This is a genomic window from Geodermatophilus obscurus (assembly GCF_900143215.1).
In the GTDB taxonomy this organism is placed as follows: domain Bacteria; phylum Actinomycetota; class Actinomycetes; order Mycobacteriales; family Geodermatophilaceae; genus Geodermatophilus; species Geodermatophilus obscurus_A.
This window is the reverse complement of sequence record NZ_FRDM01000008.1, coordinates 22,052-35,340: the sequence shown is the minus strand read 5'-3', so window position 1 is coordinate 35,340 and position 13,289 is coordinate 22,052. Positions and strand designations below refer to the sequence as shown.

Sequence of the window (13,289 nt, the reverse complement as noted above, 5' to 3'; positions counted from 1 at the left end):
GACAGGGTGCCCGGGTGTGACCGTGTGCATCAGCAACTGAAAAGGTAGGTGTCGTGACCCAGGGTGAAGCCTCCCTCGTCGTCCCCACGCTGGGTGAGGGCTTGGTCTCGTCCTGGCGTCACCTGTCGACAGCGGAGGCGTCGGTGACCGAGAGCCGCGGCGAGCGGCCCAACTGGCAGGAGCGCATGGGTCTGACCCTGGCCGAGGCGCTGCGGCTGCCCGGCCTGGCGGGCACCGATGTCGTCGCCGGGGGCGGCGGCCTGGACCGCGTCGTCCGCTACATGGTGGTCGACGACCCCGCCGACCCGCTGGCCGTCGCAGGCCCCGACGTCCTCGTCGTCCTCGGCGCGCGGCTGCCACCGGCCGACGCCGCCAACTGCCGTGCCCTGGTCGAGCGGCTGGACTCCATGGGCACCGCGGCGCTGGCCTACCGCCGGACCGAGGGGCCTCCGCCGGTGCCGGCCGACGTGCTCACCGAAGCCGACCGCCGCGCGCTGCCGGTGCTCGCCCTGCCGGCCACGGTGCGGATGGGCGACGTCGTCTCCGAGGTGCTCGGCGCCGTGATCGGCAAGCAGAGCGAGGCGCTGACGCTGTCCAACCGCATGCACGACCAGTTCATCGACGTCGCGCTCAGCGGCGGCGGGCTGGCCGAGGTCACCGAGCAGCTCGCGCACTCCCTGGAGGGTGCCGCCGTCCTGGGCCTGGGCCCGGACCGGGAGATCGCCACCAGCGCCGGCCCGGCCGAGGACGTCGCGGAGATCAGCGACTGGCTGTGGCTGCTGGACGCCGAGGCCGAGGACGAGATGGCGATGATGGCGCCGTCCCGCCGGCTCTCCGGCCTGCGCGCCGACCAGATCGTCGTCACCCCGGCCGACGTGCTCGCCGACGCCGACCTCTCACCGGCCGACGGCATCCTGCTCGTCCCCGGGCACCACGAGCTGCCCGGCGGGGTGGGGGAGTACGCGGTCGCCCCGATCATGGCCGGCGACCAGCGGCACGGCTGGCTGGTGGCGGTCCACCGGAGCGGGCCGATGCTGGTGGGCGCCGGAGCGGTGCTGGAGCGGGCGGCGGTCGTCTCGGCGCTGTCGGTCATCCGCCAGCAGGCGGTGCACTCCGTCGAGCTGCGCTTCCAGGGCGACCTGGTGCGCCGGCTGGTCGCCGGGGCGCTGCGGCACACCGAGCGGGCGCTGGCGCAGACCCGCTCCTTCGGCTGGCGGCTCGACGGCCCGGTCGTCGTCCTGGTGACCGCCACCGAGACCGCCGCCGACCCGCAGGCCGACCCGACTCGTGCCCTCGACGTCCTCGACCGGCTGGCCGACGGCTGGCGGGCCGCCCTGGAGACCGAGGTCTCCGGCGCGGCGGTGGCCGGCCTGTCGACCGAGATCGTCACCGTGCTGCCCCTCGACGGGCGGACGCCGGAGGAGATCACCTCGCTGGTGACCGCGGTGACCGGCCGGGTCAACGCCCGGGTGCGCCGCGTCGGGCGGGTGCTCGGCACCGGCATCGGCCGCCCGGCCGGCTCGCTGTCGGCGCTGGGCGAGGCGCACCAGCAGGCCTCGCGGGCCCTGGGCGTCGGCCAGGAGATCCGCGGGCCGCAGGCGGTCACCCACTTCGACCAGCTCGGCGTCTTCCGGCTGCTGTCGCTGATCCCGGACAGCACCGAGCTGCGCAACTACGTCGACGAGGTGCTGGGCACCCTCGCCGACGCCGGCGACCCGGATTCCGCCGACCTGCGCGAGACGCTGCGGGTGCTGCTGGAGACCAACCTCAACGTCGCGGAGTCCGCCCGGCGGCTGCACTTCCACTACAACACGATGCGATACCGGATCGGCAAGCTCGAGCGGCTGCTCGGGCCCTTCACCACCGACCCGACGCTGCGGCTGAACCTGCTGCTGGCCCTGCACGCGGCCCGGATGCGCGGTCTGGACCAGCCGCACCGCCCACCGGTGGACGCCGCGATGACGCTGGCCCCGGACGACGGCCTCGACGCGCTCATCTGAAGAAGGACCCCGTTGCCCCCCACCGCTCGCATGCTCGCGGCGGGCCCCTGCAACGGGGCCGCAGCATGACCGAGGCCGTCGGTGCGCTGGCCGCGCAGATGGAGGAGCTGCTCGCGTCGCTGGAGGCCGACCGCGACCCCGGCCGCTTCTTCCTCGGCGTCTACCTGCGCACGACCGTCGCGGTCGGGGCGGCGATCGACGCGGGCGCCTTCGAGGACCCGGCCTGGGTCGAGGAGTGGGACGTCGACTTCGCGGGGCTGTACCTCGACGCGCTGACCGCACACCGGCGGGACCCGGCGTCCCCGCCCCGGCCGTGGCGGCTGGCCTTCGGCGCCCGGCCGGACCTCCCGCCGGAGGCGCACGTGCTGCTCGGCATGAACGCGCACATCAACCTCGACCTGCCGCAGTCGCTGGTGCGGGTCATCCCGCCGGCCGACTTCGACGACCCCGCGACGTCGGACCTCCGCCGGCGCGACCACGAGCGGATCGACCGGGTGCTGGCCTCCCGGGTCGCCGCCGAGGACGCCGAGCTGCACCGCGCCGGGGGACGGCGGACCCGCCTGGACCGGCTGCTGGCGCCGGTGAACCGGACCGCCAGCCAGGTCTTCCTGCGCGAGTCCCGGCGGAAGGTGTGGGCCAACGCCCGCCAGCTCGACGCGGCCCGCCGCCGCGGACCGGACGTCCACGGCCGGCGGCTGGCCGAGCTGGAGACCGTCGCCGCGGTCCGGGTCGACGACCTGCTGCGGCCCGGGCCGGTGCTGGTGCGGCTCGCCGTCCGCGGCTTCGGCGTCACCCTGCCGCCGGGCTGAGGTCGCCACGCCCAGCGGCATCGGCGAGGCTGGGACGACGGCCGCGCCCGGCGGCCACTCGAGGAGGTCTGCATGAGCGCCGCGAAGACGACGGGCGAGCGAGCATCGCAGCGAGGCGGGCGCCGACAGGGAGTGAGCATCGCAGCGAGCGCCAGCGAGCGAGGAGCGGAGCGACCGCGGAGGAGCCCTGGACGAACGAGCGAGGAGCGGAACGGGCCCGGAGTCGAGCAGTGAGTGAGGTCGCCCGCCCGCTGTCCGGCAAGGTCGCGCTGGTCACCGGTGCGTCGTCGGGGATCGGGGAGGCCACCGCCTTCGCCCTGGCCGAGGCCGGCGCCGCCGTCGCCATCGGGGCGCGCCGACGAGACCGGCTCGACGGCCTCGCCACGCGGCTGTCCGATGCCGGCGCGGAGGTCGTCACGCTCGACCTCGACGTCACCGACGAGGCGTCCTGCCGCGACGCCGTGGCCCGCACCCGCAGCGAGCTGGGCGGGCTCGACGTCCTGGTGAACAACGCCGGCGTGATGCTGCTGGGCACGATCGTCGGCGCCGACCCCGAGGACTGGCGGCGCATGGTCGACACCAACGTGATGGGGCTGATGTACACGACGCACGCCGCGATCGACGGGATGCTCGAGCAGGGCTCGGGCGACATCGTGAACATCTCCAGCACCGCCGGCCGCACCGCCCGCGCCGGCGCCGGCGTCTACAACGCCAGCAAGTGGGCGGTGAACGCCTTCAGCGAGGCGCTGCGCCAGGAGGTGACCGCCCGGGGGGTGCGGATCTCCCTCGTCGAGCCGGGCGCCGTCGAGACCGAGCTGCGCCTCCACATCACCCAACCCGAGGCGAAGGCGGCCGCGCTGGCGCACTCCGAGGGCATGCGGTCGCTGCGGCCCGAGGACGTCGCCCGCGCGATCGTCTACGTGGTCACCCAGCCGCCGCACGTGGCGGTCAACGAGGTGCTGGTGCGCCCCACCGACCAGGAGCGCTGAACGGGGTCGACCACCTGGCTCCTCCCCACTCCCACGCTGTTCCTCGCGCGTGCGCGCTGCTGCACCGGCGGAGGAGCAGGGGGAACAGCGTGAGAGTGGCGCGGCGGGCGCTTGCTGGGCGGGCGAGGGTCCCCCGGCCTGGGACGGGAGGTCCTCAGTCGTGGAAGACCTCGATGCGGGCGCCCATCTCCACCAGCCGCTCGTAGAGCTGCTCGTAGCCGCGGGCGATGATGTCGACGTTGCGCAGCACCGACGTCCCCTTGGCCGCGAGCATCGCCAGCAGGATGCACACCGCCGGGCGCAGCGCCGGCGGGCAGACCACCTCGGCGCTGGACCAGTGGGTCGGGCCGGTCACCAGCACCCGGTGCGGGTCGAGCAGCCGGACGTCGGCGCCCAGCCGGGTCAGGTCGGACAGGTGGATGGCCCGGTTGTCGTAGACCCAGTCGTGGATCAGCGTCGCGCCGGTGGCCGCGGCCGCGATGACGGCGAAGAACGGCAGGTTGTCGATGTTGAGGCCCGGGAACGGCATCGGGTGGATCTTGTCGATCGGCGCCTTGAGCCGGGACGGCGAGATGGTGACGTCGACCAGCCGGGTGTGCCCGTTGTCGGCCAGGTACTCCGGCGAGAGGCGGTAGCGCAGCCCCATCTCGGCGAGGGTGGCCAGCTCCACCTCGAGGAACTCGATCGGCGCCCGGCACACGGTCAGCTCGGAGTCGGTGACGATGCCGGCGGTCAGCAGGCTCATGGCCTCCACCGGGTCCTCGCTGATCGTGTAGTCGACGTCGGCGTCGAGCACCGGCTTCCCGCGCACGACCAGGGTGGTGGTGCCGAGCCCCTCGACGCCGACGCCGAGCAGCTGCAGGTACAGGCAGAGGTCCTGGACCATGTAGTTGGAGCTGGCGTTGCGGATGGTCGTCGTCCCGTCGGTGCGGGCCGCGGCCAGCAGCGCGTTCTCGGTGACGGTGTCGCCCCGCTCGGTGAGCACGATGGTGCGGTCGGCCGTGCCCGACGCGGTGACGACGGCGTGGTACTGCCCGCCGCGGGCCTCGACCTCCAGGCCGAAGGGGCGCAGCGCGATCATGTGCGGCTCGACGGTGCGGGTGCCCAGGTCACAGCCGCCGGCGTAGGGCAGGTCGAACACCGGCGCCCGGTGCAGCAGCGGGCCGAGGAACATGATGATGCTGCGGGTGCGGCGGGCGGCGTCGGCGTCGATGCCGGCGAGGTCCAGCTGCTCGGGGACGACGAGGGTGAGGTCGCGGCCGGCCGCGTCCCAGGTCGCCGAGACGCCGATCGAGCGCAGCACGTCGAGGATCCGCTCGACCTCCACGATGCGGGCCACGTTGCGCAACGTCGTCCGGCCGCGGTTGAGCAGGGCCGCGCAGAGCAGCGCGACGGCTGCGTTCTTGGAGGACTTCACGGTCACGCTGCCGCGCAGCGGCACGCCGCCGGAGACCCGCAGGTGGGTGGGGCCGGCCGGGCCGACGCTGAACAGCTCGCGCTCGAGCGCCTCGGAGAGCCGGCCGAGCAGTTCGAGGGTGAGGTTCTGCCCACCCTGCTCGATGCGGGCGACGGCGCTCTGGCTGGTGCCGAGCCGCTCGGCGAGCTGCTGCTGGGTGAGCCCGCGGTGCCGCCGGGCGTCGCGGACGAGCATGCCGATGCGCTGCATGGCGCTGGCCTCGGGCGCCGGGGTGTCGGCGCTGGCCTCGGGCGCCGGGGTGTCGGTGCTGGCCTCGGGCGCCGGGGTGTCGGTGCTGGCCTCGGGCGCCGGGGTGCTGGCGCTGTCGGTGGTGGGTTCGGTGACCGTCACGAGCGGACACGGTATCTCGCATGTGAGATGCCGTGAGTCTGCCACGCCGGGACGGACCGGTCCGCCAGACTGCCCGGCATGGACGTTCTGGTGACAGGGGGAACAGGGCGGCTCGGGCGGCTGGTGGCCGGGCGGCTTCAGGACGACGGACACCGGGTGCGGCAGATGTCGCGCCGGGGGACCGGGCCGGGCGGGGTGCGCGGCGACCTGGCGACCGGCCGTGACCTGTCTGCGGCGCTGGCCGGGGCGGAGGTGGTGGTGCACGCGGCCAGCGACGCGCGCGGGAACTACTGGGAGGCCGACGTCGCCGGGACGCGGCGGCTGGTGCAGGCGGTGGACCGGGACCGGCTGCGCCACCTCGTCTTCGTCTCGATCGTCGGGGTCGACCGCGTCCCCTACGGCTACTACCACGCCAAGTACGCCGCCGAGCAGGTGCTGCTGGCCTCGGGGCTGCCGGTGACGCTGCTGCGGATCACCCAGTTCCACGACTTCGTCGACCAGCTGCTGGACACCGCCCGGCGCGGTCCGCTGCTGCCGGTGCCGATGGGCTGGCGGCTGCAGCCGGTCGACGTCGCCGAGGCTGCTGCCCACACCGCCGAGGTCGCGGTCGGGTCGCCGGCCGGGGGCGTCGTCGAGTACGGCGGGCCCGAGGAGCTCTCCGCGGCGGAGGTCGCGCGGGCGTGGGCCGCCGCCCGCGAGCCGGGCACCCACGTGGTGGCCACGCCGGTGCCCGGCCGGCTGTCGGCCGCGGTCCGGGACGGCGCGGCGCTGCCCACCGGGGGCCCGCGCGGACGGCGCACCTACGCCGAGCACCTGCGCGGTTGAGGAAGGACCCCGTCCTCCCCACCCTTCGCGAGTTCACGGCGGGGCCCGGAACGGGGCCGCTCCTGCCAGATTCCGCAACAGGGAGGACGACGTCCGGAACCCGCCGGGAGGGGTCGCACGGCGGACCTACGGTCGCTGCGTGCCCCGCCGCTCCGCGGTCCCCGTGCTGGCCGCCGTCGTCGTCACCGTGCTGGCCTGGGCGTCGGCCTTCGTCGCCATCCGCGCCGTCGGCACCGATCTCTCGCCTGGGCCGCTGGCCCTCGGCCGGCTGCTGGTGGGCACCGCGGTGCTCGGCGCGCTGCTGGCCGTGACCCGGCGGCCGTGGGTGGCGCCCACCGGGCGCGAGTGGCGGCTGCTCGCGGTCTGCGGGGTCGGCTGGTTCGGCGTCTACAACGTGGCGCTCAACGCGGCCGAGCGGCACCTGGACGCCGGGACGACGGCGATGCTGGTCAACGTCGGGCCGATCCTCATCGCCGTGCTGGCCGGGCTGTGGCTGGGGGAGGGGTTGCCGAGCCGGTTGGTCGCCGGCCTGGCGGTCGCCTTCGCCGGCGTGCTGCTGATCGGCCTGGCCACCCGGAGCGCCGATGCCGACGTCGTCGGCGTGGTGCTCTGCCTGGTCGCCGCCGTCACGTACGCGGTCGGCGTCGTGGCGCAGAAGCCGGTGCTGCGCCGGCTGCCGCCGCTGCAGGTCACCTTCACCGCGTGCGCCGTCGGCACGCTGTGCTGCCTGCCCTGGGCGGGGTCGCTCGCCGCGGAGCTGGGGCAGGCGCCGCCCGGGTCGGTGGCCGGCCTGGTCTACCTGGGCGCAGTGCCGACCGCGCTGGCGTTCAGCACGTGGGCGTACGCCCTGGCGCGGACCGGTGCCGGGCGGCTCGGCGTCACCACCTACTTCGTGCCGCCACTGGTCGTGCTCCTGGGCTGGCTGCTGCTCGGCGAGGTGCCACCGGCCGTGGCCGTCGGAGGCGGCGTGATGTGCCTGGCCGGCGTGGCGCTGTCCCGTGGGCCGAACCGGGTCCGGCTGCCCGTCCCGGTCGCGCGGGAGGCCGGCAGCGCCGTCTGAGCACGAACTGCCTCTCCGAGCCCGCGCGAGCTCGGGGCGCGTCAGGAAGGGGCCACGGGGTCCCGCTGCCGCGGCAGCGGGACCCCGTGCCGGTCATCGCCGCGTGGTGTAGCCGAACAGCGGCGACACGGCTCCGTGCGAGGACTCGGCGACCAGGCGGGTGAACCCCGCGGGAGGCGCGACCCCGTTCGCCACCCGGAGGGTCCAGGCTCCGGTCGCGTCGACCGGAGCCGTGCCGACCAGCACCCGCCCGGTTCCGTCCGCCTGGGTCAGGTGGACGGTCACCGTGTTGAGCGTGGTTCCCGTCGACGTGCCGTCGACCCGCCACTCCCGGGTGCCGGTGCGCAGCTGGCCCACGGTGATGGCCGTCTCGTCGGCGACTGCCGGTGCGGACACCGCTACCGAGTGGGTGGCGGTCCTCGTCCCCGCCGGCCCGGTGGTGGTGAGCACGAAGGTCAGCGTGCCCGCTTCGGCCGGAGCGTCGAAGGTGATCGACGGTGCGTCGGTGGCGACACCCTCCAGCACCGGGATGCCGGCGGTCTGCGCCCAGCTGAAGCCGGTGGCGTTCGTCGAGGACGACCCGTCCAACGTGATGGATTCGCCCCCGACCGCCGCGGTGGCACCGGCGACGACCGCGGTCTGCGGCACGGCCTCACCGGCGGTCGCGCTGGTGACCAGGACCGGCGCGACGTCCGAGCCACCCGTGGACGCGGTCACCGTCACGGTGGCGGGCGGGGCCGCCATCCCGGTGAGCGTGGCTCTCCCGTCGGTGAACACCAGCGGCTGGGTGCCGACCGTCCCCGCGAGGGTCGCGCCGCTGTCGCTGGACACCGCGGTGATCGTCAACGTGCCTCCGGACGAGCCGGCCGCGTCGGTGTAGGTCGCCCCCGTGACGGCGACGTTCGCGGTCACCGGGAGAGTCATCTCGGCCACCGGGTCGTCGCTGGCGTTGATCACGGTCACGGTGGCGGGGAACGTGTCGGCCGCCACCGGGATCCGGGCGTAGTAGTTGCTCCCGGTGCCCGCCAGGGTGGTCAGCGGGATGCCCTCGCCGGAGACCTGGACCGCGTCGTTGGGGCCGGCGGTGGCGTAGACGTCGAGGTGGTCCTGCGCGGTGCCGGCGTTGTCGATCCGATAGGCGGCGACGGGCACGATCCCGGAGTTGGTCGCCACCTTGCCCATCAGGTCGAAGGTGGCGTCCCGGAACGGCGTGGCCAGCCCGGGCCCGGAGATCTCGATGTAGTTGGTGCCGTAGGTCGACCCGGTGACCGTGGTCTCCGCACCGGGCTGGCCGACGTAGGTCCCGTTCGGCGTCTCGTGCAGGCCGTCGGCGTCCACGAGGAACGGCGCGATCCGGGAGTCCAGGGCCAGCCCGAAGTTGTCCGGCGCCGGGGTCTTGTCCTGCACGTAGCGGATCTCGCCGTCCGCGTCGGCGGTGAGCGTGTCCACGCCGTACGGGTGGGTGATCGTGTACGTGCCGCCCGGCTGCGCGTCCTCGAACCGGATCCGCAACCGGCCGAAGGTCACCTGGTCGCCCTCGGCGACCTCCTCGTTGGCGAACGTCGCCTCCAGCGCTGAGACGAAGTCGAACCGGGTGCCGTCGGGCAGGTCGAAGCTGTTGTTGGCCGCGTAGTAGAACGATTCCCCGGGCCAGTTGCTGTCCGCCGGCCCCCGCCCGATGTGCAGCGGTTCGGCCGGGTCCAGGCCCTCGCCGGTGAGGAAGACCGGGTCGCAGTAGGCGTCGGCGGCGTCGAGGCACTGCTCCAGGCGCAGGCCGGTGTGGTCCTCGTACCAGACGGGGAAGCCGTACGCCCCGACGGGGCCGACCGCGGCCAGCCTCCGGTCGTTGTCCGTGGTGATCTCGGCGCCGGCCACGGTGGCCCCGGCGGCCACGATCCCGAGGGTGGCGGCCGCGACGACGCCCCGCCGTCCCAGGCGACGCCGTGTACCCCTGCGAGAACTGCGTTCCTGCCTCATCGAACTCCCCGTTGTCGTCGACATCCCCCCGTCCCGGGCGGCAACGGGGGGATGCGCTGACTCTGGGTGACCACCGAGGCCTTGGGCAGACACCGCATGGGGGGCCGGCACCCCCCATGTCCAGGGGGTTCAGGCGGCGCGGGTGGGTACCACGAGCACCGGCCGGTGCGCGCAGTGCAGCAGCGCGCGGGCCACGTGCCCGACGAGGGTGTCCCGGGCGCCGCCCCGGCCGCGGCTGCCCACGACGAGGACGGCCGCGCCACGGCGCGCGGCCTCGTCGGCCAGCGTCGAGGCGGTCGCCCGCGGTCTGCCGGGGCGCCCGGAGCAGCGGACGGTGACCAGCTCGGTGCCCTCGACGGCCGTCGGAGCAGGGGAATTCGCCTGCTCCTCGACGGCGAGCAGCAGCCGCTTGCGGTGCGGGAAGAGGGTGGTGGCCGCGGTGAGCGCCCGCTGCGCGTGGTCGGAGCCGTCGGTGCCGACGATGACCGGCCCGGAGACGGCGGCCGCCCACTCGGCGGTGGTCAGCGGGTGCGGGACGACGAGCACCGGCACCGGGCTGACGTGCACGACCAGCTCCGAGACGCTGCCCATCGACGCCCGCATGCCGCTCATCCCGCGTGAGCCGACGACCATCAGGTCGGCGTCCAGCTCCTCGGCGGTCCGGGCGAACTGGTAACCGTCCCCGCCGAAGGTGCGCTTGACCAGCGGCTCGGCGTCCCACCCCGCGGCCCGCGCGAGCTTCACGCCGTTGCCGGCCAGCCGTTCGGCCTCGGCCCTGCCCTCGGTCTCCAGCAGCCTGCCCAGCGCCTCGGCGTTGGAGGCGCGTTCCATGACGCGGTGCCGCAACTCGGGGGAGGTGAACGGCGGCTCCCACAGGTTCAGGATCGAGGCGGTGGCCGAGGGCAGCAGCGTGGCGGCCGCCTCGATCGCGTTCACCGCGCTGGGCGAGCCGTCGTAGCCGACCAGGACGCGCGGTCGCGGGACGCCGGTGTCAGGTGCGCTCATGGCGCGCATCGTCCTCCGACCGCGCCGGGATCGGGAGGGGCTCGGGACCGTCGACCTGGGGCCGCTGATCCGCTAGGCAGGGAACGGGCCACGGGGGTCGTCGGCCCCGAGCGGGGAGGAGCGGGGATGGACCAGCAGCAGTGGACGGCGGTGGTGGCCGCCGCCACCCGGGCGCCGTCGGTGCACAACACCCAGCCGTGGCGGTTCACCGCCGCCGGCGACCGGCTCGACCTGCACCGGGACCGGGAGCGGGCGCTGCCGGTCCTCGACCCGAGCGGCCGGCAGCAGGTGATCAGCTGCGGCGTGGCCGCCGAGTTCGCCGCCGTCGCGCTGCGCGGCATGGGCGTCGAGGCGGACATCGAGCTGCTGCCCACGCCGGAGGAGCCCGACCACCTGGCCACCGTGCGCGCCGGGGGGTCCCGCGACGTCACGCCCGTGGACACGGCCCTGGCCGAGGCGATCGCCCGCCGGCACACCGAGCGGGCGCCGTTCCTGCCGCGCGCCGTCCCCGACGAGGTGGTCGAGCGGTTCGAGGCCGACGCCGGGCGGCTCGGGGTCTGGCTGAAGAGGGTCACCGGCTCCGACGAGGAGGTCGCCACCGCCTTCCTCGTCTCCCGTGCCGAGGAGCTGGAGCGCAGCGACCCCGGCTACCTCGCCGAGCTCGAGCGGTGGCTGCGCACCGATCCGACGGCGGTGGACGGCATCCCGGTCGGCGCGGTCCCGGAGGAGGACCCGACGACGCGGCCGTCGAACTGGCTGGTCCGGGACTTCGTGGTCGGCAGCCGCACTCCGCACACCTTCCTGCCGCCCGGCGACCCGGCGGCGCCGCCGCCCGAGGTGGAGCGTCCCACCGTCCTGCTGCTGGGGACCGGCGGCGACGACGCGACCGCGTGGCTGCTCGCCGGCCGGGCGCTGGGTCGGCTGCTGCTGACCGCGACGACGGAGGGCCTGGCGGCCTCGCCGCTGACCCAGGCGCTGGACTGGCCGGTCACCCGCACCCGGATGCGCGGCCGGCTCTCGCTGGTCGGCCATCCGCAGATGCTGCTGCGGATGGGCTACCCGTCGACCACCGGCGGCGCCGTCTCGGGACGGCGTCCGGTCAGCGAGGTGCTCCGCTTCGAACCTGCGACGTGAAGGAGGACCCCCTCCTCCCCACCGCTCGCGAGCTCACGGCGGCGCCCTGGAGGGGGCCTCAGTCGCGCCGGCGGGAGGTGGCCCAGGGGTCCTCGGGGTCGAAGTCGTCGTCGGGCCCGGTGTCGGTCTGCACCCGGGCCGGCTCGGGCCGGGTCGCCGCGGTCTCCAGGGCGGCGTCGCGCTCGCGGGCCCGCGCCGCGCGTTCGGCCCGCTCCCGGGCGCGCAGCTCGCGGCGGGACGGGCGCGGCTCGGCCTGCGGGCGCCGGCCGAGCGCCCAGAGCCCGGCGCCGGCCAGCGCCAGCCCGATCGGGACCGGGTAGGCCGACGCGCGCTCGGTACCGCCCTCGCCGAGGAACGAGGTGATGCCGAGGGCGAAGAAGACGGTCATCGCGGTGCTCAGCAGGCCCAGCAGCGCCAGCGCCGTCCCCAGGGTCTCCGAGCGCGGCCGGACGGCGTAGGCCAGGGCGAGCAGCGCGAGCCCGCCGCCGAGCAGGTGCAGTCCGGCGCCGGCCTGGTGCAGGTCCTCCTGCCCGTCGAGCGGGAAGAACCCGACGAGCACCACGCCGACCGCGGCCGCGGTCAGGAAGGCCGCAGCCAGCCGACCGCCGAGGCCGGCGAGGGCGGGGCGCAGCAGGACCGCGCCGGCGCCGATCAGCAGGCCCTGGACGACGAACGACGCGTTCATCAGCAGCGGCGCCGCGGAGGCCGACGTGCCCAGGGCGCTGATGACGTCGTCGGCGCGGCTGTACCCGCCGCCGGTCTGCACCTGGACGACGGTCTCGACGACGAAGAACTGCAGGGTCAGCAGCCAGGCGATCGCGCCCCAGCGGTACCGGGTGGGAGTCACGTCGGCCATGGTCCCAGCGCGGCGTCCGGGTGCGGGGGGAGGTGGGCGAGGACGGCGGCGTACTGCTGCGGGGACAGCCACGACGGGTTGCTGCCGGCCGGTATCCGCAGCACCTCGGCGTCCCGGGCGGCGGGGTCGGCCAGCAGGTCGGCGCGCGCGACGGGGGCGGGCAGACGGGTCAGCCGGACGGTGACGACCGGGCCGCCGTCGCGCTCCTCGGCCTCGCCGGTGACCTCGCCGAGCGCGTGCACACCCGCGGCGGTGCGGCCGCTGACCCACAGCAGGCAGGGCCGGCCGGGGCGCACCAGGTCCAGCCGGTAGGAACGCCGGACGCAGCGGGTCAGCTCACGGGCCGTGCCCACCCGCCAGCCGGGCTCGATCAGCTCCGGTGGGCGGGTCGACTTCAGCACCCAGCAGGCGACGTCCGCTGGCCCCAGGCGGCTCAACCGGACCTCCTCCGGACAGGGGGACGGCGTCCGGCCGCGCTCGTCCGGGCGAGCGCGGCCTGCGGTGGCCGTGCCGCGGCGCGGAGGGCGGAGCGGCCGTCCGGGACGGCGCCCGGCTGCGGTGTCGGCCGGGGGGCCGACAGGTCAATCCGTGGCGGAGTGGGGATCAGCGCCGGCGGGGTCGGCGTCGTCGGAGTCCACCATCTGCCGCTCCTGCTCGGTGCGGTGCTGCAGCTCGTCGTCGGAGCGGGTGTAGCCCCCGGCGTGCTGCTGGCGGTCGCGCGGAGCCGACTCGGTGGGGGTCATGACGTCGTCGAGGTTCGGACGGTCGGGCTCGCTCACTGGTCTCTCCACTTCGTCGGGGACGGTGCGTCGGGAGAGGCCATAGCC

12 protein-coding genes are annotated in these 13,289 nt (G+C 75.3%); 6 read left to right on the top strand and 6 right to left on the bottom strand.

The annotated features are described in order from the left end of the window. Positions 1 to 53 precede the first annotated feature (53 nt). From BUB17_RS09975 to BUB17_RS09965, 3 genes are all read left to right on the top strand, one after another. Entirely contained in the window at positions 54 to 2,000 is a 1,947-nt protein-coding gene (locus BUB17_RS09975; RefSeq protein WP_244277107.1) for a PucR family transcriptional regulator, read from the top strand. A gap of 65 nt (positions 2,001 to 2,065) precedes the next feature. After that, entirely contained in the window at positions 2,066 to 2,809 is a 744-nt protein-coding gene (locus BUB17_RS09970; protein WP_072917374.1) for a DUF5995 family protein, read from the top strand. A gap of 230 nt (positions 2,810 to 3,039) precedes the next feature. Further along, complete coding sequence (locus tag BUB17_RS09965) at positions 3,040 to 3,798, top strand: SDR family NAD(P)-dependent oxidoreductase (protein ID WP_072917371.1); 759 nt, start codon at positions 3,040 to 3,042, stop codon at positions 3,796 to 3,798. Positions 3,799 to 3,952: 154 nt separating this feature from the next. On the opposite strand, the gene BUB17_RS09960 is transcribed toward BUB17_RS09965, so the two are convergent. Further along, positions 3,953 to 5,605: a helix-turn-helix domain-containing protein gene (locus BUB17_RS09960; protein WP_244277105.1), complete on the bottom strand. Its 1,653-nt coding sequence runs from the start codon at positions 5,603 to 5,605 to the stop codon at positions 3,953 to 3,955. A gap of 78 nt (positions 5,606 to 5,683) precedes the next feature. Here BUB17_RS09960 and BUB17_RS09955 point away from each other — a divergent pair, with 78 nt between their 5' ends. Both BUB17_RS09955 and BUB17_RS09950 read left to right on the top strand, forming a co-directional pair. Continuing rightward, positions 5,684 to 6,430, top strand: coding sequence for an SDR family oxidoreductase (locus BUB17_RS09955; protein WP_072917369.1), 747 nt, complete (start codon positions 5,684 to 5,686; stop codon positions 6,428 to 6,430). 139 nt (positions 6,431 to 6,569) lie between these two features. Then, entirely contained in the window at positions 6,570 to 7,490 is a 921-nt protein-coding gene (locus BUB17_RS09950) for a DMT family transporter (protein ID WP_072917366.1), read from the top strand. A 93-nt stretch (positions 7,491 to 7,583) separates the two neighbouring features. Here BUB17_RS09950 and BUB17_RS09945 read toward each other — a convergent pair whose 3' ends face one another. Both BUB17_RS09945 and BUB17_RS09940 read right to left on the bottom strand, forming a co-directional pair. Beyond that, positions 7,584 to 9,383 (bottom strand): hypothetical protein, encoded by a 1,800-nt coding sequence (locus BUB17_RS09945; protein ID WP_072917363.1) that lies wholly within the window; start codon positions 9,381 to 9,383, stop codon positions 7,584 to 7,586. A gap of 213 nt (positions 9,384 to 9,596) precedes the next feature. Beyond that, positions 9,597 to 10,472 carry a universal stress protein gene (locus BUB17_RS09940; protein WP_072917361.1) on the bottom strand — a complete coding sequence of 292 codons (876 nt, stop codon included), beginning with the start codon at positions 10,470 to 10,472 and terminating at the stop codon, positions 9,597 to 9,599. A gap of 126 nt (positions 10,473 to 10,598) precedes the next feature. Here BUB17_RS09940 and BUB17_RS09935 point away from each other — a divergent pair, with 126 nt between their 5' ends. Next, positions 10,599 to 11,606, top strand: coding sequence for an Acg family FMN-binding oxidoreductase (locus tag BUB17_RS09935; protein ID WP_072917357.1), 1,008 nt, complete (start codon positions 10,599 to 10,601; stop codon positions 11,604 to 11,606). A gap of 58 nt (positions 11,607 to 11,664) precedes the next feature. Here the strand turns inward: BUB17_RS09935 and BUB17_RS09930 are convergent, their stop codons facing one another. From BUB17_RS09930 to BUB17_RS09920, 3 genes are all read right to left on the bottom strand, one after another. Continuing rightward, complete coding sequence (locus tag BUB17_RS09930; protein WP_072917353.1) at positions 11,665 to 12,462, bottom strand: DUF998 domain-containing protein; 798 nt, start codon at positions 12,460 to 12,462, stop codon at positions 11,665 to 11,667. Further along, positions 12,450 to 12,899 carry a hypothetical protein gene (locus tag BUB17_RS09925; protein WP_072917347.1) on the bottom strand — a complete coding sequence of 150 codons (450 nt, stop codon included), beginning with the start codon at positions 12,897 to 12,899 and terminating at the stop codon, positions 12,450 to 12,452. The genes BUB17_RS09930 and BUB17_RS09925 overlap by 13 nt, the downstream gene beginning before the upstream one ends. Before the next feature lie 144 nt (positions 12,900 to 13,043). Beyond that, the gene (locus tag BUB17_RS09920) at positions 13,044 to 13,241 is read right to left on the bottom strand and encodes a hypothetical protein (RefSeq protein WP_072917342.1); all 198 of its coding nucleotides are present in this window, start codon (positions 13,239 to 13,241) and stop codon (positions 13,044 to 13,046) included. Between the last annotated feature and the right edge of the window lie 48 nt (positions 13,242 to 13,289).

Coding starts and splice junctions, on each gene's coding strand:
- BUB17_RS09970 (WP_072917374.1), top strand. CDS start 2,066: ATGACCGAGGCCGTCGGTGCGCTGGCCGCGCAGATGGAGGAGCTGCTC.
- BUB17_RS09955 (WP_072917369.1), top strand. CDS start 5,684: ATGGACGTTCTGGTGACAGGGGGAACAGGGCGGCTCGGGCGGCTGGTG.
- BUB17_RS09940 (WP_072917361.1), bottom strand. CDS start 10,472: ATGAGCGCACCTGACACCGGCGTCCCGCGACCGCGCGTCCTGGTCGGC.
- BUB17_RS09935 (WP_072917357.1), top strand. CDS start 10,599: ATGGACCAGCAGCAGTGGACGGCGGTGGTGGCCGCCGCCACCCGGGCG.
- BUB17_RS09930 (WP_072917353.1), bottom strand. CDS start 12,462: ATGGCCGACGTGACTCCCACCCGGTACCGCTGGGGCGCGATCGCCTGG.